Genomic DNA, 24,537 nt, shown 5'->3' on the forward strand with positions numbered 1-24,537 from the left:
ACCCTTGTGTGTCGTGCCATCTCACCGACTCCCTTCCCGGACTGTCCCTTTCCCGACTGCTGGGCCGAACGTGAAATCACCACAGCCCGATCCCCCGGGCCGTAGTCCCCCGGCGGCGGTGTGTCGCCGCGCCGGACGGGCGTACCGCGGCGTCGAAGCGCCGCCCGGCCATTATCGCCGGACCATCGCGCGAACACCAACGAGGCCGAGCGCGGACGACCGCAGATCGGACCGGGTCACGGTAGCCGCCAATCGATCGGGTCACCGCCCAGCTCGACCAGCGCCGCATTCGCGCGGGAGAACGGCCGCGACCCGAAGAACCCCCGCGACGCGGACAACGGCGACGGATGCGCCGATTCGATGATCGGTACGTCGCCGAGCAACGGCGCCAGGTTCGCCGCGTCCCGGCCCCACAGGATGGCGACCAGCGGCTCGGATCGGTCGGCCAGGGCTCGGATCGCCTGCTCGGTGACCGTCTCCCAACCTTTCCCACGATGCGACGCGGATCGGCCGGGGGTCACGGTGAGCACCCGGTTCAGCAACAGCACACCCTGCTCGGCCCACGGGGTCAGGTCACCGGAACTCGGCGTCGGCAAATCCAGGTCGCGGGAGTATTCGGCGAAGATGTTCGCCAAGCTGCGCGGTACCGGACGAACCTGCGGCGCAACCGAAAAGCTGAGACCGACCGCGTGCCCGGGCGTCGGGTAGGGGTCCTGGCCGACGATCAGCACTCGGACCCGGCCGAACGGCTGAGCGAACGCCCGCAACACATTCGCGCCGGCCGGCAGATATCCTCGGCCGGCGCTGTTCTCGGCGCGGAGGAACGCGCCCAGGGCGGTGATCTGCTCGGCCACCGGCGCCAGTGCGTCCGCCCACCCTCGCTCGACGACCTCCGGCAGCGGCTTCGCAGACATGGCGGCAATCTATCGCGTGAACGATTCCCAACCGCCCGCGCCCGACCAGCGGACCCCGTCGACCCATACCCCGGATCCGGGACCGACGGTGCCGGCCGTCCGCCAACCGGCCGGAATGTCCGATCTCGGATCGAACGTCGCCACCAGCGCGTGATCTTCCCCACCGGTGAGCGTCCAGACCCGCGGATCTGCGCCCAGTTCCGCGGCGATACCGGTCAGCGCCGGATCGACGACCCGCGCAGCGGCCAGGTCGATCCGTACCCCGGACGCTGCCGCGAGCTGGGCGAGGTCGGCGATCAGCCCGTCCGACACGTCGGTCATCGCCGTCGCCCCGGCGCGCCCGGCGGCAACGCCCGCCCGGTACGGCGGTGCCGGGCGGCGATGCACCGCGATCGGTTCGGCCGGTTCGGTGCGTTCGGCCTCGAGTAGCGCCAGTCCCGCAGCCGACCAACCGAATCGACCGGCGTAGCCGAGGATGTCGCCCGGCCGCGCACCGGTCAGCCGCACCGGGTCCCGGCCATCCAGGTCGCCGAATGCCGCCACCGAGAGCACCATCATCGGGCTCTGCACCAGATCTCCGCCGACGATTCCGCCACCGGCGCGGGCGGCCTCGGCCCACATCCCGGCGGCCAGCGCCTCGACCGTGGCGAGCGGGGTGTCCCCCGGACAACCGAGCGCGACGACGAACCCGGTCGGCCTGGCTCCCATCGCAACGACATCCGCAGCGTTCTGCGCGATCGCCTTCGCCCCGACATCCGCCGGATCGGACCAGTCCAGCCGGAAGTGCCGACCTTGGACCAGCATGTCGGTCGTCACCACCACCCGACCGTCCGGCGCAGCCAGGACGGCAGCATCGTCGCCCGGGCCGAGCAGCGTCGTGGCCGGTTGGCTCCGGTCGCTGTTGATCAGTGCGATCACGCCGGCCTCGCCCAGTTCGGCGACTGTCCGCGGCGCCACGATGAGCCTCCGATCCCGATTTTCGGCCGACCTACCGGGGTAGGTTGAACGGCAGCCTAATCCAGCCGAGCAGGAGCGTGTGGAGATCAGCGACCCGACCGAGACAGCGGCCCCGACGCCGGGTCCGGCCCGATATCGCATCCGGTTCGCGCTCGGGCTCGCGCTGCCGATCATCGGGTTGGTCGGCGTGATCATCGCCGCGGCACGAATCGACGACCACCGCTCGACGGACCCGGTTCGGCTGCCCACGAACCAGGCGGCTGCGCCGGCCGCACCGAGCCCGGAGTGCACGTCGTTGCTCGCGGCGATGCCCGACGAGCTGGGCGACTACCCGACGGCACGCATCGCCGAGCCGGTGCCGCCGGGCACCCACGCCTGGCGACGATCCGACGGAACCGCGCCGATCGTGCTGCGCTGCGGGCTGGACCGCCCGCCCGAGTTCACCGTCGGAGCCGCGCTGCAGCAGGTCGACGGGGTGCTGTGGTTCGAGGCGGCGAACCCGGACCCGACCACGAGCACCTGGTACGCGGTCGATCGAGCCGTATACGTCACGCTCTCCCTGCCCCGCGATGCCGGTCCGACTCCACTGCAGGTCGTCGCCGAAGCCATCACTGCGGCGCTGCCGGCGCGACCGATCGACCCGGCGCCGGTGCCCGGCTGAGCACCGTCACCGGTCGATCAGCAACCGCCGATCAGCGCAGCCCGACGCCGCGCGCCAACGCAGTCTCCACCAGGGTGGTGACCAACGTCGAATAGTCCAGGCCGGCCTGCTCCCACATCCGGGGGTACATCGAGATCGCGGTGAATCCGGGCATGGTGTTGATCTCGTTGATCACCGGCCCGGCCGCAGTGACGAAGAAGTCGACCCGGGCGAGGCCCTGGCAATCCAACGCCCGGAAGGCGCGGACCGCCAGCCCCCGGATCTCCGCGGCCACCGCATCGTCCAACTTCGCCGGCACGTCGAACTGCACGACGTCGTCGAGATACTTGCTGTCGAAGTCGTAGAACGCGTCGTGGGCCGGCACCTCCGGCATACGGATCTCCGCGACCACGCTCGCCTCGACCCGACCGTCCGGAAACTCGAGCACCCCGCATTCGACTTCCCGGCCGTCGATCGCGGCCTCGATGATCACCTTCGGGTCGTGCCGGCGGGCCGCGGCGATCGCGGTATCCAGGTCGGCCCAGTCCGCGACCCGGCTGATCCCGATCGACGAACCGCCCCGAGCCGGCTTGACGAACACCGGCAGTCCCAGGTCGGCGCGAGCGGCCGGGTCGAGCGTGGGGGTGCCGGGCCGCAGCACCACCTGCCGGCCCACCGGTAGGCCGTCTGCCGCCAGCAGCTTCTTGGTGAACTCCTTGTCCATTCCGGCCGCGCTGGCCAGTACACCCGGCCCGACGTACGGGATACCGGCCAATTCCAGCAGGCCCTGCACCGTGCCGTCCTCACCGTAGGCGCCGTGCAGCACCGGGAATACCACGTCCACCGTGTCCAGCACCTGCCCGGCTCCGACCGGGTCGAGCGCCAGCAGCGCGCCCGGGTTGCCCGGGTCGATCCCGAGGGCGACCGCGGTACCGGACCGATCGACGGCCGGCAAGGCACCACCGGCGAAGGTCAGCGCTGCCGGATCGGCCGGATACCGCACCCAGGCGCCGGTCGGTGTGACGCCGATCGGCACGACGTCATAGCGTTGCGGGTCGAGCTGAGACACGACGCTGCCGGCGGAAACACACGACACGGCGTGCTCGTTGCTGCGGCCCCCGAACAGCACGGCCACCCTGATCCGGTTCTTCACGCTGCAAACCGTACCGTCAGCAGGCAATTTGCGCCGAGCGAGTCCGCCGAGTCGAGCGGTAGGCCGATTCCGCCACTACTCCGGCTTGATCCGCCGGCCGAGCAGGATTCCGATCGCGTCGGGCACCGACAACCCCTGGTGGCAGACTCGGTGTACCGCCTCGGTGATCGGCATCTCCACGTCGTAGCTGTCCGCCAGCGCGAGCACCGAGGTGCAGGACTTGACGCCTTCGGCGACCTGTCCGTGGGCCGCTTCCTGCGCCCGCTCCATCGATCCACCTTCGCCGAGCACCCGGCCGAACGACCGATTGCGCGACAGCGGCGAACTGCAGGTGGCGACCAGGTCACCGACCCCGGCCAGTCCGGCCAGCGTGGCCGGCGTCGCACCGAGCGCAACGCCCAGTCGGGTCACCTCGGCCAGACCGCGGGTGATCATGCTGGCGATCGTGTTCTCGCCCATCCCGATTCCGGAAGCGATGCCGCAGGCCAGCGCGATCACGTTCTTGCACGCACCGCCGATCTCGCAGCCGATCACGTCCGAGTTGGTGTACGGCCGGAAGTAGCCGGTCACGCAGGCCTTCTGCACATCGATCGCCCGCGCCGAATCAGCGCAGGCGATCACCGTCGCGGACGGCTGACAGGCCACGATCTCCTTGGCCAGGTTCGGGCCGGACAACACCGCGATCCGTGCCGGATCCGCACCGGTCACCTGCGTGATCACCTGACTCATCCGGAGTAGGGTGCCGGTTTCGATCCCCTTGGCCAGGCTGAGCAGAGTCGCCTGCTCCGGCAGCGCCGCCTGCCAGGTCGCCAGATTGCCCCGCAGCGTCTGCGACGGAACCGCGAGCACGACGACGTCGGCGCCGGCGAGCGCGGCCACGTGATCGTGGGTCGCTGCGATCGGCGGCAACGTCACCCCGGGCAGATAATCCGGGTTCTCCCGCCGGTCGGCGATCGCCGCCGCAACCTCCGGCCGGCGTGCCCACATGGTGACGTCCGTCCCGGCGTCGGCAAGGACCTTCGCGAACGCGGTACCCCACGATCCCGCTCCGAGCACTGCTGCCTTCATATCGTCGAACCTAGCTCGGCCGCCCGGTCGAGGGCGAGCGGTTGGCCGATGCTGGCAGGATTGGACCCCATGCGGACCCGGGTGCACGCGGTGATCGCGGTGAAGCGGCTAGGCCTGGCCAAGAGTCGGCTCGGTGACACGCTCGCCCCGGCGGTTCGCCGTCAGCTGGTCCTGGCGATGCTCGCCGATACCGGCGCGGCGGCGGGCGCGGCGTCCGCGGTGGTCTCGATCACGGTGGTCAGTCCCGACCGGCGGGTCCGCGACGCCGTCACCGAATGGGGTTGGTGGGCACTGGCCGAACCGCCGAACAGGGCCGCACCGGGTGTCGGTGGGCTGAACGCCGCGTTGCAGTTTGCGGCGAGCCGCACCCGGCGCCGGCACGGTCCGGGCGCGATCCTCGCCGTCCAGGCCGACCTACCGGCACTGCGGCCCGCCGAACTCACCGCATTCCTGGCCGCCGCGCCCGGCGGGCGACGTTCGTTCGTCGCCGACCAGCACGGGGTGGGCACAACCGCGCTCCTGCAACCCGACCCGACCGGATCGCTGGATCCGCGGTTCGGCCCGAGGTCGGCCGACCGACATCGCGCCGCCGGAGCAGCCGAGCCGTCCGGCGAATGGCCGGGGTTACGGCACGACGTGGACACCGCCGCCGATCTGGCGGTATCGCACCGTCTGGGCACCGGCCCGACCACTGCCGGACTGTTGCGCGAGATCGTCGACATGGGATGGCAAGGACCGAAATTCCCGACCGGATCAGCACTGTGGGGGTGCCCCGGATCGGCACCGTGAGGGATGATCTCAGGGTGACCCAGGGTGAGACGAAACGACCGTCCGGTTCTCCCCGCCGGCGACGAAAGACCACCACCGACCGCGCTGCTTCGGCGGCGCCGGCCGCTGCCACCGAGCACCCCGAAAGCCGCTACCTCAACCGCGAACTGAGCTGGCTGGACTTCAACTCCCGGGTGCTCGAGCTGGCCGAGGATCGCGATCTTCCGCTGCTGGAACGAGCCAAGTTCCTGGCGATCTTCGCGTCCAACCTGGACGAGTTCTACATGGTCCGGGTGGCCGGGCTGAAGCGCCGCGACGAAACCGGCCTCTCCGTCCGGTCCGCGGACGGGCTGTCTCCCGGCGAGCAGCTGGAACTCATCGCGCTGCGCGCCCGCGAAATCGCCCGACGGCACGCCCAGGTCTTCCTCGACTCGGTGTTGCCGGAATTGAACGCCGCGAACATCTCGGTGATCTCCTGGGCCGACCTCGACGAGGACGCGCGCCGACGGCTGTCCACGCACTTCAAAGAACAGGTCTTTCCGGTGCTGACCCCACTGGCGGTCGACCCGGCACACCCGTTCCCGTTCGTCAGCGGGCTGAGCCTGAACCTGGCGGTGACGGTGCAGGATGCCGAGACCGGCGGCGAGCATTTCGCCCGGGTCAAGGTGCCGGACAACGTCGATCGGTTCGTCCGGGTGCGGCGTGGGGAGGAGAGCCCCTCCCAGGCCGCGTTCCTGCCGATGGAGGATCTGATCGCGGCCCACCTGGACGCGCTGTTCCCCGGCATGCGGGTGGTCGAACATCGCGCGTTCCGGATCACTCGCAACGCCGACTTCGAGGTCGACGAGGACCAGGACGAGGACCTCCTGCAGGCGTTGGAGCGGGAGCTCGCCCGGCGCCGGTTCGGTTCCCCGGTCCGGCTCGAGGTATCCGACGACATGTCCGAACACATGCTGGAGCTACTGCTGCGCGAGCTCGACGTCGACCCGGACGACGTGATCGAGCTGCCCGGGCTGCTGGACCTGTCCTGCCTGTGGCAGGTGTACGGGGTCGACCGGCCGGCACTGAAGGAGTCGCCGTTCGTTCCGGTCACCCACCCCGCGTTCGCCGACCGGGAGACGCCGAAGAGCGTGTTCGCCACCCTGCGCGAGGGCGACGTGCTGGTACACCACCCGTACGACTCGTTTTCCACCAGCGTGCAGCGGTTCATCGAACAGGCTGCCGCCGATCCGCAGGTGCTGGCGATCAAGCAGACGCTGTATCGGACGTCGGGTGACTCGCCGATCGTGAACGCCCTGATCGCCGCGGCCGAGGCCGGCAAACAGGTGGTGGCGCTGGTCGAGATCAAGGCGCGGTTCGACGAGCAGGCCAACATCAAGTGGGCGCGCACGTTGGAGCAGGCCGGGGTTCATGTGGTGTACGGCCTGATCGGGCTCAAGACACATTGCAAGACCTGTCTGGTGGTCCGGCGGGAGGGCGCGGCGATCCGGCGTTACTGCCATATCGGGACCGGCAACTACAACCCGAAGACCGCCCGGCTGTACGAGGACGTCGGATTGCTCACCGCCGCTCCGGACGTCGGGGCCGACCTGACCGACCTGTTCAACTCGCTCACCGGCTACTCGCGCAAAGCGGACTATCGCCGACTGCTGGTGGCTCCGTACGGCGTCCGGGCCGGGATCATCGACCGGATCGACGGCGAGATCCGGCTGCACGAAACCGGCGACCCGGCTGCCCGGGTCCGGCTGAAGGCAAACGCGTTGGTCGACGAGCAAGTGATCAACGCGCTGTATCGGGCGTCGCAGGCCGGCGTACCGGTGGAGATCGTGGTTCGGGGTATCTGCGCGCTGAAACCCGGCGTACCCGGGCTGAGCGAGAACATCACCGTCCGCTCGATTCTCGGCCGATTCCTGGAACATTCCCGGATCTTGTCCTTCGGCGCGCAGAACGAATTCTGGATCGGCAGCGCCGACATGATGCATCGCAACCTGGATCGCCGGGTGGAGGTGATGGTGCAGGTCACCGAATCACGATTGACCACCGAGCTGGCCGGCATCTTCGACTCGGCGCTCGACCCGGCCACGCGTTGTTGGGTTCTGAGCTCGGACGGAGGTTGGAACGCGTCGCCGACCGACGGAAAGGGCAACGACTATCAGGAGGAGTTCATGCGGCAACGGCGCGGCGGCGCCTCGTGACCGACCGGATCCCGGTCCAACCCAGCGTTTTCGCGGCCGGCGCGGTGCTGTGGCGGCGAGATCCGGCCGAGCCCGGTCGGTTCGAGATAGCGGTGGTCCACCGGCCCGGATACGACGATTGGTCCCTGCCCAAGGGAAAACTGGAGGTCGACGAGACCCCGATCATGGCCGCGGTACGAGAGGTCGGTGAGGAAACCGGCTTCCACGCGCGACTCGGCCGTCAGCTCGGCTACGTCGTCTACCCGGTACCCGGCCGACACCGACTCAAACGGGTGGACTACTGGGCGGCCGAGGCCATGACCGGACGGTTTCGGCCGAATCGGGAAGTGGACCAGCTGCGTTGGCTGCACAGTGCGGAGGCTGTGCACGAGCTGTCGTACCCGATGGATCAGCAGATCGTCCGCCGATTCGGCGAAATGCGGCCGGACACGACCACCATGATCGTGGTCCGGCACGCCCGCGCCGGCAGCCGGGCGCACGACGACAGCACCGACGACCGGATCCGACCGTTGGACGCGTCGGGGCGGCGTCAAGCACGAGCACTGGTGCCGAATCTCCTGGCATTCGGCCCCACCCATGTCCACTCGGCGGACCGGACACGCTGCGTGCAGACGGTCGCTCCGCTCGCAGAAGTACTGGATACCCCGATCCAGTTGGAACCGACCCTGGACGACGAAACGTATGCCGCCGACCCCGCCGCCGGCCGAGCCCGGGCGCACCGGCTGGCCGCGAAACGCGGGATCAGAGTGCTCTGCAGCCAGGGGCAGGTGATTCCCGACCTGCTCGCCGATTGGGCCGCGAAGGACGGAGTGTCCCTACCTCCGACGCGAAATGCCAAGGGCAGCATGTACGTGCTGTCGCTCTACGACGGCCGCTTGGTCGCGGTCGACCACACCGTCGGTCCGCTGCCGTCGGCCGACTGACGTTTCATCGGGCGCACCGCACTTCGGCTACTTGGCGGTGCGCTTGGTCGCCGTCTTCTTGGCGGGCGTCTTGCGCGCGGTCGTGGCCTTCGCCGCCGTCGACCGGGTCGTCTTCGCCGGGGTCGCCTTGGTGGCAGCGGTCTTGCGCGCCGTGGTCGTCTTCGCCGGCGTCGCCTTGGTAGCGGCCGTCTTGCGCGCCGTGGTCGTCTTCGCCGGCGTCGCCTTGGTAGCGGCCGTCTTGCGCGCCGTGGTCGTCTTCGCCGGCGTAGCCTTGGTGGCAGCGGTCGTGGCCTTCGCCGCCGTCGACCGGGTCGTCTTCGCCGGGGTCGCCTTGGTAGCGGCGGTCTTGCGCGCCGTCGCCGTCGTCTTCTTCGCCGCCGCAGCCTTCTTCGCAGCCGGCTTGGCCGTGCCCGAACCCCGCTTCACCGCCGGCCCGGTCGCGGAAAGTCGCTGCTTGCCGGCGATCACCGCCTTGAACTGAGCGCCCGGCCGGAACGCGGGCACCGAGGTGGGCTTGACCTTGACCGTCTCGCCCGTCCGCGGGTTGCGCGCGACCCGGGCGGCCCGGCGACGCTGCTCGAACACGCCGAAACCGGTGATGGTGACGCTCTGCCCCTTGTGCACCGCGCGGACGATGATGTCCACGACGTTCTCCACGGCTTCGGTCGCCGTGCGTCGATCCGTACCGATTTTCTCGGTGAGCAGGTCGACCAGTTCGGCTTTGTTCATAGAAGTTCCTCCGCGGAAGATGGGCCCCTTCTACGGGCCGACTGCCTACACCGTAAACCCCTGTTGTGCAAGAGTCTATGTGCCGCGGCAAATCTCATGCAAATTTGGTCGCAGCAATTCAGGCCCGGCCATTCCGCCGTCCACCCCGGCCCGCGCGGGCGCGCAACGTCATTCCGGCCCGACCGGCACCGGCAGGGTTGTCGGTTTCCATGACGGCCTTGTCTTTTCGTACGCCGCAATGGCATCGACCTGATTCAAGGTCAACCCGATATCGTCCAGACCGGAGAGCAGGCGCCATCGGGTGTAGTCATCAATGGTGAAGGGCAGCACAATGGTTCCCGCGGCCACCGTCCGAGCGTGCAGATCGACGGTCAACTCCAGTCCCGGTTGCTCGTCGAGCAGCTTCCACAGCAGCTCCACGTCGGGCTGCGCCATCTGCGCGGCGAGCAACCCCGCCTTACCGGCATTGCCGCGAAAGATGTCGGCGAATCGGGACGATACGACCACCCGAAAGCCGTAGTCGGACAGCGCCCAGACCGCATGCTCCCGCGACGACCCGGTGCCGAAGTTCGGCCCGGCAACCAACACGCTGCCGCGACGATACGGCTCTGTGTTGAGGATGAATTCCGGATCGGCGCGCCACGCGGCGAACAATCCGTCGTCGAATCCGGTCCGGGTCACCCGCTTGAGATAGACCGCCGGGATGATCTGGTCGGTGTCGACGTCGGAGCGTCGCAGCGGGACGCCGATTCCGGTGTGTGTGGTGAATGCCTGCATCGTCGGTCCTCCGCTCGTTTCAGTCCAGATCCGCCGGTGCGGAGAGGGTTCCTCGGACCGCGGTCGCGGCGGCCACCAAGGGGGAAACCAGGTGGGTGCGCCCGCCCTTGCCCTGCCTGCCTTCGAAATTCCGGTTCGACGTCGAGGCCGATCGGGAGCCGGCGGCGAGTTGATCCGGGTTCATCCCCAGGCACATCGAACAACCGGGCTGACGCCACTCGGCGCCGGCGGCGGTGAAGATCTCGCCCAGCCCTTCCGATTCGGCTTGCATCCGCACCCGCATGGAACCGGGCACGACCAGCATCCGCACGCCGGACGCCACCTGACGACCGGCCAGCACCCCGGCCACCGCCCGGAGATCTTCGATCCGACCGTTGGTGCACGAGCCGACGAACACCGTGTCCACCCGGACATCGCGCAGCGGTGTGCCCGGTACGAGATCCATGTACTGCAACGCCTTCGCCGCGGCGGCACGCACGGTCTCGTCGGCGATCTCGGCCGGATCGGGCACCGCGGCAGCCAGCGGTGCGCCCTGCCCCGGGTTGGTCCCCCAGGTCACGAACGGGGTCAGCGACGAGGCATCGATATGCACCTCCCGGTCGAAGACCGCGCCGTCGTCGGTGCGCAACTCGTCCCACGCAGCGACCGCGGCGTCCCAGTCCGCGCCCTGCGGCGCGTGCGAGCGGCCGCGCAGGTACTCGTAGGTGGTCGCGTCCGGGGCGATCATCCCGGCGCGGGCGCCCGCCTCGATCGACATGTTGCAGACCGTCATCCGGGCTTCCATCGACATCGCCTCGATCGCCCGGCCACGGTATTCCAGGACGTAGCCCTGGCCGCCCCCGGTGCCGATCTCGGCGATGACCGCCAGAATCAGGTCCTTGCTGGTGACCCCGGGCGGCAAGGCGCCGTCGACGGTGATCGCCATCGTCGCGAACGGCCGCAGCGGCAGCGTCTGCGTCGCCAGCACATGCTCGACCTCGCTGGTGCCGATTCCCATCGCCAACGCACCGAAGGCACCGTGCGTCGAGGTGTGACTGTCCCCGCATACCACCGTCATTCCCGGCTGGGTCAGGCCGAGCTGGGGACCGACGACGTGCACGATGCCCTGCTCGTGATCACCGATCGGGTGCAACCGAATACCGAACTCGGCGCAGTTACGACGCAGCGCGGCTACCTGTTCCCGGGACACCGGATCGGCGATCGGCAGCTCGATATCGGCGGTCGGCACGTTGTGATCCTCGGTGGCGATCGTCAGATCCGGTCGACGAACCGGCCGGCCGGCCTGCCGCAGACCGTCGAAGGCCTGCGGACTGGTCACCTCGTGCACCAGATGCAGATCGATGTAGATCAGATCCGGCTCGCGCGACGCACCCTCCCCGGACCCGCGCACCACAACGTGCTGATCCCATACCTTCTCCGCCAACGTACGCGGGGTCATCCATCCACCTCGACTCATGCGGTTCTGTGCTCGGCCGGCAATTCGCGGCCCGCAGAGACAATCTCGACTCGGGAATGCAATCTCAACCTTCGAGACGATAGTATCGCTTCATGAGACATACTAGCGGCATCGGCGTTCTCGACAAAGCCGTGACGGTGCTGCACGCGGTTGCCGAAGAACCGTGCAATCTCAACCAACTCTGTCTCCGTACCGGACTGCCCCGCGCGACCGCACATCGACTCGCCGTCGGACTCGAAACGCATCGGTTGTTGGCTCGCGACGACGACGGCGCGTGGCGACCCGGCCCGGCCCTGGCCGAGTTGGGCGCCCGGGCCGCCGACCCACTGATCACCGCTGCGACCAATGTGTTGCCCCGACTGCGGGAGATCACCGGCGAGAGTGTCCAGCTGTACCGGCGCGACGGCGCGGTCCGGATCTGTGTCGCGGCAATGGAGCCGCCGGCGGGCCTTCGCGACACCGTGCTGGTCGGCGCCCGGCTGCCGATGACCGCCGGATCCGGGGCAAAGGTGTTGCTCGCCTGGGCGGACTCGCATACCCAACGCACGCTGCTGACCGAATCCGCCTTCACCGAGCGCACGATCGCCGAGGTCCGCCGCCGCGGCTGGGCCCAGAGCGCCGGGGAGCGAGCGGCGGGCGTAGCGAGTGTTTCTGCACCGGTGCGAGATTCGGCCGGCTCGGTGATTGCTGCGGTGTCGGTGTCCGGCCCGATCGACCGGATGGGCAGGCGGCCGGGGGCCCGCTGGGCGGCCGACCTGCTCGCCGCCGCCGACGCACTGCATAAGCGCCTCTGACGGCACGCCGCTCGGTAAAGTCACCGAATGAGCCGGAATCAGCGCGCACAGATCGTCATGACCGACAGCGAGATCATGGATTTCCTGCAGCACAGCCGGATCGCCACGATGGCGACGCTCGGCCGCGACGGGATGCCGCATCTGGTCGCGATGTGGTACGGCCTGCTGGACGGCGACGTGTGGTTCGAGACCAAGGCCAAGTCGCAGAAAGTGGTGAACCTGCGCCGCGACAACCGGATCACGTGCCTGGTCGAGGCCGGCGACACCTACGACAGCCTGCGTGGCGTATCGCTGGAGGGTCGGGCCGACATCGTGGACGATCCGGCCACCCTGCACCGGCTCGGCGTCAGCGTCTGGGAACGCTACAACGGTCCGTACAGCGACGAGGTCGAGCCGTTGGTCGCGGCGATGATGAACAAGCGAGTCGCCGTCCGGGTACGCGCCGAACGCGCCCGCAGCTGGGATCACCGCAAGCTGGGCCTACCGGCGATGCCACTGGCCGGATCCACCGCGCCCACGGCGGACTGAAAGTATCGAGCCGCAACATCCAGGACAGAAACGGAGCGAGATGATCGACTTCAGTATCCCCGCGGAGGTCGCCGCCCTCCGCGACGAGATCCGCGCGTTCGTGGTGGAAGAGATCGTGCCCTACGAGACCGATCCACGCCTGACCCAGCACGGCCCGAACGACGACCTCCGCGCCGAACTCGTCGAACGGGCGCGCAACCGCGGCCTGCTCACCTTCCAGGCCGATCGCCGGTTCGGCGGTCGCGGACCGTCGCACGTCGACCAGGCGGTGCTCTTCGAGGCCGCCGGCTGGTCGACGTTGGGACCGGTCGCGCTGAACTGCGCAGCACCGGACGAAGGCAACATGTTCCTGTTGTCGAAGATCGCGAACGAAGCCCAGGCGGAAAGCTTCCTGGTTCCGGTCATCGACGGGCATCAACGTTCGGTCTTCGCGATGACCGAACCGGGCGGCGCCGGATCGGATCCGGGGCAACTGGCCACCCAGGCCGTGTTCGACGGCACCGAGTACACGGTGAACGGCCGCAAGTGGCTGATCACCGGGGCGCCGGGCGCCAAGACCTGGATCATCATGGCCGACGTCCAGTCGAATTCGCACGGCCCGGCCGGCCCGACGCTGTTCCTCTGCGACGGCGGCGAACCGGGCATCGTGATCGAGCGGGTGATGGACACGATGGACCGCAATTACGTCGAGGGACACGGTGTCGTGCGCTTCGACGGTCTGCGACTGCCGCCGACCGCGGTGCTCGGCGAGGTCGGCCAGGCGTTCCGCTACGCCCAGCTGCGACTCGCGCCGGCGCGACTCACCCACTGCATGCGCTGGCTGGGCGCCGCCGCGCGAGCGCAGTCGATTGCGATCGAGTACGCCCGAACCCGTACCGCGTTCGGCAAACCGCTCGGCGAGCACGAAGGTGTCGGGTTCATGTTGGCCGACAACGAGATCGCACTGCAGCAGTGCCGACTGGCGATCTGGTGGGCCTGCTGGCAGCTCGACCAGGGCGCGAAGGGCCGGCACGAGAGCTCGATGGTCAAGGCGATGGTGGCCGAGGAACTGTTCCGGGTGGCCGACCGCTGCGTTCAGGTGCTCGGTGGTATCGGGATCTCCGACGAGACCCCGATCGGGATGATATTCCGCGACATCCGGGCGTTCCGGCTCTACGACGGGCCGACCGAGGTGCACAAGTACGCGATCTCCCGGCAGGTCCTGCGAGTGCCCGAACCGCGCAGCTGATCCGGTGCGGCGAGTGCGGTACCACGCGTAGCGACACTCGCCGCCCGCTTCGCCGCCGAACCGGTCGCAGACCTTGAATAGCCGAGAAGCCGACCACGCTGCGATGCAGAGCGTGGCCGGCTTCCTTCAGTAGCCCCGACGGGATTTGAACCCGCGCTACCGCCTTGAGAGGGCGGCGTCCTAGGCCGCTAGACGACGGGGCCGAGGAACTTCCTCATGTTCTCCGCGCGGACACCCACGCCGAGAACGTGGCCAGCTTAGCTGGCCGGAGTCCGGCAACCAAATCCTGCCGGAATTGCTGGGGTACCAGGACTCGAACCTAGAATGGCTGAACCAGAATCAGCTGTGTTGCCAATTACACCATACCCCAAGGGGCCCGCATGCGGGCCGTGCAAGAGGGTATCAAACAGGCCCACTGTTCAGGCAAATCGGCTGGTCACGACACATTTTGTCGGTCCAACGCGGCCGCCAGACGACCGAGCGACCGCTCCCGGCCGAGCAGTTCCATCGACTCGAACAGCGGCGGGCTCACCGACGAACCGGTGACCGCCACCCGGACCGGGCCGAACGCCTTGCGTGGCTTGAGCCCGAGCTCGTCGACGAGTGCCGATTCCAGCGCCACCCGGATCGCCTCGGTGGTCCATTCGGTGAGCGGCTCCAGCGCGGCCCGCGCCGCAGCGAGCACCGGCTGTGTGTCGGCACCGAGATGCTTGGTCGCAGCGGCATCGTCCACCGCGAACTCGTCCGCGGCGACGTAGAGGAACCGGAGCAGTCCCCACGCATCACCGAGTACCACGATTCGGGCCTGCACCAATTCCGCGGCCGTATCGAACCCGGCCCGGTCCACGTCCGGCGCCAGCTGCCCCCGCTCGACCAGAAACTCGTAGAGCCGCTGCGCGAACCGATCCGGCTCCAGCAGCCGGATGTGGTCGGCGTTGATCGCATCCGCCTTGCGCTGGTCGAACCGCGCCGGATTGGCGTTCACATCGCCGATGTCGAACGCCGCCACCATCTCCGCGAGCGAGAACACGTCCCGGTCGTCGGCCAGGCTCCAGCCGAGCAGCGCCAGATAATTGAGCAGCCCCTCGGGCAGGAATCCCCGGTCCCGGTGCACGAACAGGCTCGACTCCGGATCCCGTTTGGACAGCTTGCGGTTGCCCTGGCCCATGACGAACGGCAGGTGGCCGAACTCCGGCGTGAACTCGGCGACCCCGATCCGCTGCAGCGCGGCGTACAGCGCCAGCTGCCGCGGCGTGGAGGACAGCAAGTCTTCGCCGCGGAGCACGTGGCTGATCCGCATCGTCGCATCGTCGACCGGATTGACCAAGGTGTACAGCGGCTCCCCGGTACCACGGGTGAGCGCGAAGTCCGGTACCACCCCGGCCCGGAACGTGGTAACCCCACGCACCAAATCGTGCCAACCCAGATCCTCGTCGGGCATCCGCAGCCGGATGACCGCCGGGCGCCCCTCGTCCCGGTAGGCCCGACGCTGCGCCTCGGAGAGCTCTCGATCGAAGTTGTCGTAGCCGAGCTTCAGATCACGCCCTGCGGCCCGGTGGCGCGCCTCGACTTCGGCTGGGGTGGAGAATGATTCGTAGGCGTCTCCGGCTGCCAGCAGTCGCTGCAGCACGTCGTCGTGCAGTTCGCGCCGTTCCGACTGCCGATACGGACCGTACGGGCCACCGACTTCCGGCCCTTCATCCCAGTCCAGGCCGAGCCAGCGCAAGGCATCCACCAGTGCCGCATAGGATTCGGCGGAATCTCTTGCAGCGTCGGTATCTTCGATGCGGAAGACGAATGCGCCGCCGTGGTGGCGGGCAAAAGCCCAGTTGAACAACGCAGTCCGGACCAGCCCGACATGCGGAGTTCCGGTGGGCGAGGGACAGAATCGGACTCGCACACTCATCGCGCACCTGCTTTCGCTGCCACCGGATTAGTCAGGGTCCCGATCCCGGCGACCGTCACCGACACCGTCTCGCCGGCCGTGAGCGGGCCCACCCCCTCCGGCGTACCGGTCAGGATCACATCCCCCGGCAACAGGGTCATCACCGCCGAGATCCACTCGATCAGCTCCGGAATATCATGGAGCAGAAGCGATGTCCGGCTGCTCTGGCGGACCGTGCCGGCCACCTCCGTGGTGATCTGCAGATCCGCCGGATCCACCGCGGTCTCGATCCAGGGACCCAGCGGGCAGAAGGTGTCGTAACCCTTGGCTCGGGTCCACTGGCCGTCGGCCTGCTGCTGGTCCCGGGCGGTGACGTCGTTGGCGATCGTGTAGCCCAGGATCACCTCGCGTGCGCGCCGGGCCGGCACATCTTTACAGGGACGACCGATCACCACCGCCAGCTCACCCTCGTAGTCGACCCGCGCAGAACCGGGCGGCATGACGATCGCCGCGCCCGGACCGATGATCGACGTATTCGGCTTGAGGAAGATGACCGGGTCCACCGGCGGCGCGCCGCCCATCTCGGCCGCGTGCGCGGCGTAATTCTTGCCGACACAGACCACTTTCGTCGCCAGAATCGGCGCCAGCAGCCGCACATCCGGTACCGGCCAGGATCTCCCGGTGAAGGTCGGCGTGCCGAACGGATGTTCGGCGATCTCGCGGGCCACCGCCGTGTCGCCGTCGCCGTCGATACTCACGAAGGCGACGCCGTCCGGACTGGCCACTCGTCCAAGGCGCATGGCGGTCGAGTCTATCGACGGGCCGGGCACCGGCCGCACTCGCCCGGCTGCCGCGGCCGGAGTACAGTCGGACCTCGCCAGTTCAATTATTGGGAACGACTTCCCAATATATGAGAGGAGTGGCATGGTGACGGCCAGTCGGATCGGCGCCGGCCGACGCTGGACGATGCTCGGCCTCGGCAGCTACGCCCAGTTGTCCAGCGCCGTCTTCGTCAACGGTGTGCCGTTTCTGTTGCCCGCACTGACCGCGGCCGGGATGTCGTTGCCCCGAGCCGGCCTGCTGGTGGCGATGCCCATGGTCGGCACGGTCGGCACCCTGATCGCCTGGGGCTACCTGGTCGATCGGATCGGCGAGCGAACGGTCCTCGTGGCCGGGTCGCTGATCATGGCGATCGCCGGCACCGCCGCCGCGACCAGCACCGGGACCATCGCGTTCGGCGCGTTGCTCCTGCTCGGGGGGATCGGTGCGGCGAGCACGAACGGGGCGAGCGGCCGGGTGATCGTCGGCTGGTTCCCGCCCCACCAGCGCGGCCTGGCCATGGGAATCCGGCAGACCGCGCAACCGCTCGGCGTGGCGTGTGCGGCGCTGGCGATCCCTGCGGTTGCCGGATCGCTCGGCATTCGGGAGGCACTGCTGGTGCCGGCCGGGCTGGCCGCACTGGCCGGCGTCGGCTGCCTGGTCGGCGTCGTCGATCCGCCGCGGCCGACAATCGACCGAGCTGCGGCCCGCTCGCTCAACCCGTACCGTGGCGATGCCACGCTGTGGCGGATCCACGCGGTATCGATGCTGCTGGTCGTACCGCAGCTGACCATCTGGACCTTCGGCTTGCTCTGGCTGCACCGTGCCGTCGGCCTCTCGCTGCCCGTGGCCGGAGCGGTGACGACACTGGCTCAGCTGCTCGGCGCAGCGGGCCGGATCGGTGCCGGCGCCTGGTCGGATCGCGTGGGCAGCCGGCTGGGCCCGCTGCGCACCGTCGCGGTGGCCGCGGTCGCCGGAATGGCCGCGCTCGCCGGTACCGCCGCATTGCACTGGTGGTGGGCGGCGGTGCCACTGCTGGTCGTCGCCTCGGTGATCACCGTCGCCGACAACGGCCTGGCGTTCACCGCCGTCGCCGAGATCGCCGGGCCGTACTGGAGCGGTAGAGGTCTCGGCCTGCAGAACACCGGCCAGCATCTCGCCGGTGCAGCGGTCGCGCCGGTGTTCGGCGCGCTGATCGCCGTGGCCGGATTTCCCGGCGCCTACCTGGCCGCCGCGCTGCTCGCCGCCGCTGCGATCCCGCTGGTGCCGGCCAGGTCGACCGGCGACCGAAGCGCTACAACGCGGCGACGATCCGACCGCCGATCTCGGCGGTATCGGTTTCCGCGGCGACCGAACGCTGCTCCAGGTCCGTCGCAACAGCGGCGGTGATCCGTTCCGCCGCCGCGCTGTCGCCGAGATGGTTGAGCAGCAGCGCCACCGAGAGGATCGCGGCGGTCGGGTCGGCCTTGCCTCGGCCGGCGATATCCGGCGCGCTGCCGTGCACCGGCTCGAACATGCTGGGGTTGGTCCCGGTCGCGTCGATATTGCCGCTCGCAGCGAGTCCGATGCCCCCGCTCACCGCCGCGGCCAGATCGGTGATGATGTCGCCGAACAGGTTGTCGGTGACGATCACGTCGAACCGGCCCGGATCGGTGACCAGGTGGATCGTCGTGGCGTCGACGTGCTGATAGCCGCGCTGCACGTCCGGGTACTCGGCGCCCACCTCGTCCACCGTGCGTTGCCAGAGCGATCCGGCGAAGCCGAGCACGTTGGTCTTGTGCACCAGGGTCAGCTGGTTGCGCCGGGCCCGTGCCTGCTCGTACGCGTACCGGACGACCCGCTCGATCCCGAACCGGGTGTTGGTGCTGACCTCGGTGGCCACCTCGTGCGGCGTGCCCACCCGGATCGCGCCGCCGGTGCCGGTGTAGGGACCTTCGGTACCCTCGCGGACCACGACCAGGTCGATCGGCGGGTTGCCGGTCAACGGCCCGACCACACCGGAATACAGCCTGGCCGGACGCAGGTTGACGTGATGATCGAGCGCGAATCGCATGGTCAGCAACAACCCACGCTCGAGTACCCCGCTCGGCACCGACGGGTCGCCGATCGCGCCGAGCAGGATCGCGTCGTGCCCCCGAATCTCGTCGAGCACCGAGTCCGGCAGCAGCTCCCCGGTCCGGTGATAGCGCCGTGCACCCAGGTCGTACTCGGTCCGCGCGACCCCGGGTCGTACTGCATCGAGCGCATCCAGCGCTTGGGCGACGACTTCCGGACCGATCCCGTCCCCGGGGATGACCGCCAGCTTCACAAAGTCTCCTTACCCGTCGGGGATTCGCCGCCGTGCCTCAGCGCAGGTCGACCAGATCGACCTCGGCAGCCGACACCGCGTCGGCGATCTGCGCGCGCAGCTCGGCCGGCACCGCGCGGTCGACCCGGAGCAGCACGGTCGCGCCGGCACCGTCGGCGTCCTGGCTCAGCTGCGCCGCCTCGATGTCGATGCCGGCGGAACCGAGCAGGGTACCGATCGTGCCGAGTGCCCCGGGCCGGTCCGCATAGCTGAGGATCACCAGGTTGTAACCCGCGGCCCGCAGGTCGAAATTGCGGCCGTTGATGTTGACGATCTTTTCCACTCGACGCGGACCGGACAGCGTGCCGGCGACGTTCACCGTCGACCCGTCGCCGAAAACGCCCCGCAGATCCACCACGCTGCGGTGGTTGGGGCTCTCCGGGGCGACGGTCACCTCCGCGGTGATCCCCCGCTCCGACGCCAGGGACGGCGCATTCACGAACGTGACCGCATCCTCGACGATCGCCGAGAACACTCCGCGCAACGCGGCGAGACGAAGCACGTCGACATCGTCGGTGGCGAGTTCGCCACGCACGTCCACCGACAGGCTCACCGGCAGCTGTCCCCCGGACAGGGCGCCGAGCAGCACCCCCTGCTTACGCACCAGATCGAGCCATGGCGCGACCTCCTCGCCGACCGCGCCGCCGGCGACGTTCACCGCATCGGGAACGAACTCGCCGGCCAGCGCGAGCAGCACCGATCGGGCGACGTCGGTACCCGCGCGGTCCTGCGCCTCACTGGTCGAAGCGCCCAGATGCGGCGTGACCACGACGTTGGGCAGCTCGAAGAGCGGGCTGTCGGTGCACGGCTCGGTCTCGAACACGTCCAGGGCGGCCGCCCGGACATGGCCGGATTTCAACGCATCCGCCAACGCCGCCTCGTCCACCAACCCGCCGCGAGCGGCGTTCACGATCACCACGCCGGGCTTGGTCAGCTGCAGCGTCTCGGCGTTGATCAGGCCTTTGGTCTCCGGGGTCTTCGGCAGGTGCACCGAGATCAGGTCGGCCCGGCGCAGTAGCTCGTCGAGCGACAACAGTTCGATGCCCAGCTGCGCCGCGCGGGCCGGGGACACGTACGGGTCGTACGCGATCACTTCGGTCTCGAACGCGGCCAGCCGCTGCGCGAAGAGCTGGCCGATCCGGCCCAGGCCGACCACCCCGACGGTCTTGCCGTAGATCTCCACCCCGTTGAACTTGCTGCGCTGCCAGGTGTGCTCGCGCAGGGTGGCGTCGGCAGCCGGAATCTGGCGGGCGGCGGCCAGCAGCAACGCCACCGCGTGCTCGGCGGCGGTGTGGATGTTCGAGGTGGGCGCATTGACCACCATGACGCCGCGCTCGGTGGCGGCCGGTACGTCCACGTTGTCCAGACCGACGCCGGCCCGGGCGACGATCTTCAGTTTCGGCGCCGCGGCGAGCACGTCGGCGTCCACCGTGGTCGCCGACCGCACCAACAGGGCGTCGGCGTCGGCAACGGCGGCGAGCAATGCCGGCCGATCCGGTCCGTCGACCCAACGGACCTCGACGCCGTCACCGAGCGCGTCGACGGTCGACTGGGCGAGCTTGTCGGCGATCAGGACTACTGGGCGGCCCGGCTGGCTCACGAGTGCAACTCCCGGTACAGGTTTCGGTCGGTGGGCGGACATCCCGATGGTCGGATGTCCGCGGACAGCTTAGCCTCGACCCGAAAGTGTCCTGCGGTGGCCCGGCGCCGGATCTGCCGCCGCGGACGGAGCGGCCACGGCCGGGGCGAGTGATCGCAACCACGCCCCGACCCGGCACGCTCAGGCGGTCTCGGTGATCGGCCGATCCACCCAGCTCATCAGGCCGCGCAGCTTCGCCCCGGTGACCTCGATGGGGTGCTCCGCGTTCTGCTTGCGCAGCGCCTCCAGCTCCTGGTTGCCGCCCTCGACGTTGGCGACCAGCCGCTTGACGAAGGTGCCGTCCTGGATGTCGGCCAGGATCGCCTGCATCCGCTCCTTCGTGCCGGCGTCGATGACCCGCGGTCCGGACAGGTAGCCACCGAACTCGGCAGTGTCGGACACCGAGTAGTTCATCCGGGCGATGCCGCCCTCGTACATCAGGTCGACGATCAGCTTGAGTTCGTGCAGGACCTCGAAGTACGCCATCTCCGGCGCGTATCCGGCCTCGACCATGACCTCGAACCCGGTCTTGACCAGTTCTTCGGTGCCGCCACAGAGCACGGCCTGCTCGCCGAACAGATCGGTCTCGGTTTCTTCTTTGAACGTGGTCTTGATCACGCCGGCACGCGTGCCGCCGATCCCCTTGGCATAGGACAGCGCGAGTGCCTCGCCCTCCCCCTTCGGATCTTGGGCGACCGCGATCAACGCGGGCACCCCCTTGCCGTCGACGAACTGCCGGCGCACCAGATGGCCCGGCCCCTTGGGTGCGACCATGCCGACCGTCACATTCGCCGGCGGCTTGATCAGGCCGAAGTGGATGTTCAGCCCGTGTCCGAAGAACAGCGCGTCACCGTCACGCAGATTCGGCTCGATGTCGTCGGTGAAGATCGCTGCCTGTGCAGTGTCCGGTGCGAGCACCATGATCACGTCGGCCCACTCGGCGACCTCGGCCGGCGTCCCGACGGTGAGCCCCTGCTCCTCCGCTTTCGCCCGGGACTTCGAGCCTTCCTTGAGCCCGATCCGGACGTCGACGCCCGAGTCGCGCAGGCTCAGCGAATGCGCGTGTCCCTGGCTGCCGTATCCGATGACCCCGACCTTGCGGCCCTGGATGATCGAGAGATCGGCGTCATCGTCGTAGTACATCTCGACTGCCACTGTGATTCTCCGTTCGTTTGGATGAGTTCTCGTTGGTTGCACCGACGCCAGGGCGCCGGCCTCAGCGGCTCGCTGTGATCGACTTCGGTCCGCGCCCGACCGCCACGACACCGGACTGGACGATCTCCCGAATCCCGTACGGCTCCAGCATGCGCAGCAACGCCTCCAGCTTCGACCGGGTACCGGTGGCTTCGACGGTCAACGCATCCGGAGAGACGTCGATCACCTTCGCCCGGAACAACGTGGCCGCTTCGATCACCTGAGTGCGTACGCTCGCGTCGGCCCGCACCTTGACCAGGATCAGCTCACGCGCAACCGAGGTCTCCGGCTCCTGCTCGACGATCTTGATGACGTTGATCAGCTTGTTCAGCTGCTTGGTGACCTGTTCCAGCGGCAGGTCGTCGACGGTGACCACGATGGTCATCCGGGAGATCTCGGGAACTTCGGTGGTACCCACTGCGAGCGACTCGATGTTGAATCCCCGGCGGGAGAACAACGCGGCAACCCGGGCGAGCACCCCCGGCTTGTTCTCGACGAGCACGCTGAGCGTGTGCGTGGTGCTCACTGGACGGCCGGTCCTTCCTGCTGCATCGCCTCGGCGATCACCGCGGGCTCGACCACGGTCTCGTCCTCGTCGAACAACGGCCGGATTCCCCGGGCCGCCATGATCTCGTCGTTGCTGGTGCCGGCGGCGACCATCGGCCACACCTGGGCATCCGCCCCGACGATGAAATCGATCACCACCGGACGGTCGGTGATCGCTTGCGCCCGCCGGATTGCCGGCTCCACCTCGGCTTCGGTCTCCACCCGGATTCCGACGCAGCCGAGCGCCTCCGCCAGCTGGACGAAGTCGGGAATCCGCAGCGAGTGCGTCGCCAGGTCGGTGTTGGAGTAGCGCTCGTCGTAGAACAGGGTCTGCCACTGCCGGACCATGCCCAGGTTGCCGTTGTTGATCAGCGCTACCTTGATCGGCACCCCTTCTACTGCGCAGGTGGCCAGCTCCTGATTCGTCATCTGGAAGCAACCGTCACCATCGATCGCCCAGACCTCCCGGTCCGGGCAACCCATCTTGGCGCCCATCGCCGCCGGCACCGCGTACCCCATCGTCCCGAGGCCCCCCGAATTGAGCCAGGTGCGCGGGCGCTCGTAGGCGATGAACTGGGCAGCCCACATCTGATGCTGTCCCACCCCGGCGCAGTAGATCGCGTCCGGCCCGGCCAGCCGGCCCACCGCCTCGATGACGAGCTCCGGCGCCAACGGTCCGTCCGGCGAGTGGTCGTAGGCCAACGGGTAAACCCTGCGCAACCCGTCCAGATAGGCCCACCAGTCGGCCAGTTCCAGGCTGGGCCGAGCGCCGACCGCGCTGGTCGCGAACTCGTTGCGCAACGCCTCGGTCAGTTCGGCGACGATCTCCCGACAGTCCCCGACGATCGGCACGTCCGCATGCCGGTTCTTGCCGATCTCGGCCGGATCGATATCGGCGTGCACCACCTTCGCATCCGGCGCGAACGAATCCAGCTTGCCGGTGACCCGGTCGTCGAACCGCGCGCCCAGGGTGATCAGCAGATCACTGCGCTGCAGCGCCGCGACCGCGGCCACGGTGCCGTGCATGCCCGGCATGCCCAGGTTCAGCCGGTGACTGTCCGGGAACGCGCCGCGCGCCATCAGCGTCGTGACCACCGGGATTCCGGTGAATTCGGCCAGTTCGCGCAGCTCCGGCGACGCATCCGCCTTGATCACACCGCCGCCGACATAGAGCACGGGCGCCTTGGATTCCATGATCAGCCGGGCCGCCTCGCGCACCTGCTTGGCATGCGGCTTGGTCACCGGCCGGTACCCGGGCAGCCGGAACTGCGGCGGCCAGGCGAACCGTGCGGTGGCCTGCAGCACATCCTTGGGGATATCCACCAGAACGGGGCCGGGCCGACCGGTCGACGCCAGATGGAAGGCCTCGGCCAGGATTCGCGGGATGTCGGCACCGTCGGTGATCAGGAAGTTGTGCTTGGTGATCGGCATCGTGATGCCGGAGATGTCGGCTTCCTGGAACGCGTCCGTGCCGATCAGCGGTCGGCCCACCTGCCCGGTGATCGCGACGATCGGCACCGAGTCCATGTAGGCGTCGGCGATCGGCGTGACCAGGTTGGTAGCGCCCGGACCGGAGGTCGCCATGCACACTCCGACCCGTCCGGTCGCCTGGGCGTATCCGGTGGCCGCGTGTCCGGCACCCTGCTCGTGCCGGACCAGGACATGGCGCACCTTCGGCGAATCGAACAGCGGGTCGTAGACCGGCAGAACGGCACCGCCGGGGATACCGAATACGGTGTCGACACCGAGTTCCTCGAGCGATCGAACAACTGCCTGCGCGCCGGTGAGTTGTTCCGGGGTGGCCGCGCGGCGGTTCGAAGCCGGGGCAGCGGCCGTGGGGGTCGGGTGACTGGTGGCTGGCGCCGGCTTGCGGGTCGGCGGCCCCGGCCTGGCGGTTGGAGCGCTCACTGCGATATTCCTTCGGTCGGATGGCCCGGACACACAAAAAACCCCCGACAGCGTTCGCTGTTCGAGGGT

22 protein-coding genes and 2 tRNA genes are annotated in these 24,537 nt (G+C 68.9%); 8 read left to right on the forward strand and 16 right to left on the reverse strand.

Annotated features, from left to right (window positions below):
- Positions 1–236: 236 nt before the first annotated feature.
- Positions 237–914 (reverse strand): uracil-DNA glycosylase, encoded by a 678-nt coding sequence (locus tag KV203_RS12345; RefSeq protein ID WP_066467372.1) that lies wholly within the window; start codon positions 912–914, stop codon positions 237–239.
- 9 nt (positions 915–923) lie between these two features.
- Positions 924–1,871 (reverse strand): thiamine-phosphate kinase, encoded by a 948-nt coding sequence (locus KV203_RS12350; RefSeq protein WP_246600133.1) that lies wholly within the window; start codon positions 1,869–1,871, stop codon positions 924–926.
- A gap of 79 nt (positions 1,872–1,950) precedes the next feature.
- Here KV203_RS12350 and KV203_RS12355 point away from each other — a divergent pair, with 79 nt between their 5' ends.
- Positions 1,951–2,532 (forward strand): DUF3515 domain-containing protein, encoded by a 582-nt coding sequence (locus KV203_RS12355; RefSeq protein WP_066467374.1) that lies wholly within the window; start codon positions 1,951–1,953, stop codon positions 2,530–2,532.
- Between the two features lie 31 nt (positions 2,533–2,563).
- On the opposite strand, the gene KV203_RS12360 is transcribed toward KV203_RS12355, so the two are convergent.
- Entirely contained in the window at positions 2,564–3,664 is a 1,101-nt protein-coding gene (locus tag KV203_RS12360) for a D-alanine--D-alanine ligase family protein (protein ID WP_246600134.1), read from the reverse strand.
- A gap of 75 nt (positions 3,665–3,739) precedes the next feature.
- Entirely contained in the window at positions 3,740–4,732 is a 993-nt protein-coding gene (locus KV203_RS12365) for an NAD(P)H-dependent glycerol-3-phosphate dehydrogenase (RefSeq protein WP_066467376.1), read from the reverse strand.
- A 48-nt stretch (positions 4,733–4,780) separates the two neighbouring features.
- Here KV203_RS12365 and cofC point away from each other — a divergent pair, with 48 nt between their 5' ends.
- Genes cofC through KV203_RS12380 form a run of 3 tightly spaced genes read left to right on the forward strand, consistent with a single transcriptional unit; the run spans position 4,781 to position 8,618 of the window.
- The gene (gene cofC, locus KV203_RS12370; RefSeq protein WP_246600135.1) at positions 4,781–5,521 is read left to right on the forward strand and encodes a 2-phospho-L-lactate guanylyltransferase; all 741 of its coding nucleotides are present in this window, start codon (positions 4,781–4,783) and stop codon (positions 5,519–5,521) included.
- A gap of 14 nt (positions 5,522–5,535) precedes the next feature.
- Complete coding sequence (locus KV203_RS12375) at positions 5,536–7,695, forward strand: RNA degradosome polyphosphate kinase (RefSeq protein ID WP_246600136.1); 2,160 nt, start codon at positions 5,536–5,538, stop codon at positions 7,693–7,695.
- The gene (locus KV203_RS12380; RefSeq protein ID WP_066467379.1) at positions 7,692–8,618 is read left to right on the forward strand and encodes an NUDIX hydrolase; all 927 of its coding nucleotides are present in this window, start codon (positions 7,692–7,694) and stop codon (positions 8,616–8,618) included. Before KV203_RS12375 ends, KV203_RS12380 begins: the two co-directional genes overlap by 4 nt.
- A gap of 27 nt (positions 8,619–8,645) precedes the next feature.
- Here KV203_RS12380 and KV203_RS12385 read toward each other — a convergent pair whose 3' ends face one another.
- The 3 genes from KV203_RS12385 to leuC form a co-directional block, all read right to left on the reverse strand.
- A complete protein-coding gene (locus tag KV203_RS12385; RefSeq protein WP_066467380.1) occupies positions 8,646–9,347 on the reverse strand; it encodes an HU family DNA-binding protein in 702 nt (233 codons plus the stop codon).
- Between the two features lie 168 nt (positions 9,348–9,515).
- Positions 9,516–10,124, reverse strand: coding sequence for a 3-isopropylmalate dehydratase small subunit (gene leuD / locus KV203_RS12390; protein ID WP_066467382.1), 609 nt, complete (start codon positions 10,122–10,124; stop codon positions 9,516–9,518).
- Between the two features lie 19 nt (positions 10,125–10,143).
- Positions 10,144–11,562 carry a 3-isopropylmalate dehydratase large subunit gene (gene leuC, locus KV203_RS12395; protein ID WP_157079682.1) on the reverse strand — a complete coding sequence of 473 codons (1,419 nt, stop codon included), beginning with the start codon at positions 11,560–11,562 and terminating at the stop codon, positions 10,144–10,146.
- A gap of 110 nt (positions 11,563–11,672) precedes the next feature.
- Here leuC and KV203_RS12400 point away from each other — a divergent pair, with 110 nt between their 5' ends.
- From KV203_RS12400 to KV203_RS12410, 3 genes are read left to right on the forward strand one after another with little or no spacing between them, the layout of a single operon-like run.
- A complete protein-coding gene (locus tag KV203_RS12400) occupies positions 11,673–12,374 on the forward strand; it encodes an IclR family transcriptional regulator (RefSeq protein WP_066467385.1) in 702 nt (233 codons plus the stop codon).
- A gap of 27 nt (positions 12,375–12,401) precedes the next feature.
- Positions 12,402–12,902, forward strand: coding sequence for a pyridoxamine 5'-phosphate oxidase family protein (locus KV203_RS12405; RefSeq protein ID WP_066467387.1), 501 nt, complete (start codon positions 12,402–12,404; stop codon positions 12,900–12,902).
- Positions 12,903–12,942: 40 nt separating this feature from the next.
- Entirely contained in the window at positions 12,943–14,130 is a 1,188-nt protein-coding gene (locus KV203_RS12410; protein ID WP_066467389.1) for an acyl-CoA dehydrogenase family protein, read from the forward strand.
- Between the two features lie 130 nt (positions 14,131–14,260).
- Here the strand turns inward: KV203_RS12410 and KV203_RS12415 are convergent.
- From KV203_RS12415 to KV203_RS12430, 4 genes are all read right to left on the reverse strand, one after another.
- Positions 14,261–14,333, reverse strand: a tRNA-Glu gene (locus KV203_RS12415).
- A gap of 95 nt (positions 14,334–14,428) precedes the next feature.
- Positions 14,429–14,500 (reverse strand) — tRNA-Gln (locus tag KV203_RS12420).
- 66 nt (positions 14,501–14,566) lie between these two features.
- Positions 14,567–16,036, reverse strand: coding sequence for a glutamate--tRNA ligase (gltX, locus tag KV203_RS12425; protein ID WP_066467391.1), 1,470 nt, complete (start codon positions 16,034–16,036; stop codon positions 14,567–14,569).
- On the reverse strand, positions 16,033–16,815 hold the full coding sequence (locus KV203_RS12430; protein WP_066467392.1) for a fumarylacetoacetate hydrolase family protein: 783 nt from the start codon (positions 16,813–16,815) through the stop codon (positions 16,033–16,035). The genes gltX and KV203_RS12430 overlap by 4 nt, the downstream gene beginning before the upstream one ends.
- Positions 16,816–16,939: 124 nt before the next feature.
- Here KV203_RS12430 and KV203_RS12435 point away from each other — a divergent pair, with 124 nt between their 5' ends.
- The gene (locus KV203_RS12435) at positions 16,940–18,223 is read left to right on the forward strand and encodes an MFS transporter (protein ID WP_066467394.1); all 1,284 of its coding nucleotides are present in this window, start codon (positions 16,940–16,942) and stop codon (positions 18,221–18,223) included.
- On the opposite strand, the gene KV203_RS12440 is transcribed toward KV203_RS12435, so the two are convergent.
- The 5 genes from KV203_RS12440 to KV203_RS12460 form a co-directional block, all read right to left on the reverse strand.
- On the reverse strand, positions 18,129–19,142 hold the full coding sequence (locus KV203_RS12440; protein ID WP_066467396.1) for a 3-isopropylmalate dehydrogenase: 1,014 nt from the start codon (positions 19,140–19,142) through the stop codon (positions 18,129–18,131). The genes KV203_RS12435 and KV203_RS12440 overlap by 95 nt on opposite strands.
- 37 nt (positions 19,143–19,179) lie before the next feature.
- On the reverse strand, positions 19,180–20,781 hold the full coding sequence (gene serA, locus KV203_RS12445) for a phosphoglycerate dehydrogenase (protein ID WP_066467400.1): 1,602 nt from the start codon (positions 20,779–20,781) through the stop codon (positions 19,180–19,182).
- 180 nt (positions 20,782–20,961) lie between these two features.
- Positions 20,962–21,963 carry a ketol-acid reductoisomerase gene (gene ilvC / locus KV203_RS12450; protein WP_174522018.1) on the reverse strand — a complete coding sequence of 334 codons (1,002 nt, stop codon included), beginning with the start codon at positions 21,961–21,963 and terminating at the stop codon, positions 20,962–20,964.
- Positions 21,964–22,036: 73 nt separating this feature from the next.
- The gene (gene ilvN, locus KV203_RS12455) at positions 22,037–22,540 is read right to left on the reverse strand and encodes an acetolactate synthase small subunit (protein WP_066467404.1); all 504 of its coding nucleotides are present in this window, start codon (positions 22,538–22,540) and stop codon (positions 22,037–22,039) included.
- Positions 22,537–24,468 (reverse strand): acetolactate synthase large subunit, encoded by a 1,932-nt coding sequence (locus tag KV203_RS12460; protein ID WP_066467405.1) that lies wholly within the window; start codon positions 24,466–24,468, stop codon positions 22,537–22,539. Before KV203_RS12460 ends, ilvN begins: the two co-directional genes overlap by 4 nt.
- Positions 24,469–24,537 lie beyond the last annotated feature (69 nt).

The organism is Skermania piniformis (assembly GCF_019285775.1).
Classification (GTDB): Bacteria; Actinomycetota; Actinomycetes; order Mycobacteriales; family Mycobacteriaceae; genus Skermania; species Skermania pinensis.

Coding starts and splice junctions, on each gene's coding strand:
- KV203_RS12435 (WP_066467394.1), top strand. CDS start 16,940: ATGGTGACGGCCAGTCGGATCGGCGCCGGCCGACGCTGGACGATGCTC.
- KV203_RS12365 (WP_066467376.1), bottom strand. CDS start 4,732: ATGAAGGCAGCAGTGCTCGGAGCGGGATCGTGGGGTACCGCGTTCGCG.
- gltX (WP_066467391.1), bottom strand. CDS start 16,036: ATGAGTGTGCGAGTCCGATTCTGTCCCTCGCCCACCGGAACTCCGCAT.
- KV203_RS12405 (WP_066467387.1), top strand. CDS start 12,402: ATGAGCCGGAATCAGCGCGCACAGATCGTCATGACCGACAGCGAGATC.
- KV203_RS12400 (WP_066467385.1), top strand. CDS start 11,673: ATGAGACATACTAGCGGCATCGGCGTTCTCGACAAAGCCGTGACGGTG.
- KV203_RS12430 (WP_066467392.1), bottom strand. CDS start 16,815: ATGCGCCTTGGACGAGTGGCCAGTCCGGACGGCGTCGCCTTCGTGAGT.
- leuD (WP_066467382.1), bottom strand. CDS start 10,124: ATGCAGGCATTCACCACACACACCGGAATCGGCGTCCCGCTGCGACGC.
- leuC (WP_157079682.1), bottom strand. CDS start 11,562: ATGACCCCGCGTACGTTGGCGGAGAAGGTATGGGATCAGCACGTTGTG.
- KV203_RS12385 (WP_066467380.1), bottom strand. CDS start 9,347: ATGAACAAAGCCGAACTGGTCGACCTGCTCACCGAGAAAATCGGTACG.
- cofC (WP_246600135.1), top strand. CDS start 4,781: ATGCTGGCAGGATTGGACCCCATGCGGACCCGGGTGCACGCGGTGATC.
- KV203_RS12345 (WP_066467372.1), bottom strand. CDS start 914: ATGTCTGCGAAGCCGCTGCCGGAGGTCGTCGAGCGAGGGTGGGCGGAC.
- KV203_RS12410 (WP_066467389.1), top strand. CDS start 12,943: ATGATCGACTTCAGTATCCCCGCGGAGGTCGCCGCCCTCCGCGACGAG.
- ilvC (WP_174522018.1), bottom strand. CDS start 21,963: ATGTACTACGACGATGACGCCGATCTCTCGATCATCCAGGGCCGCAAG.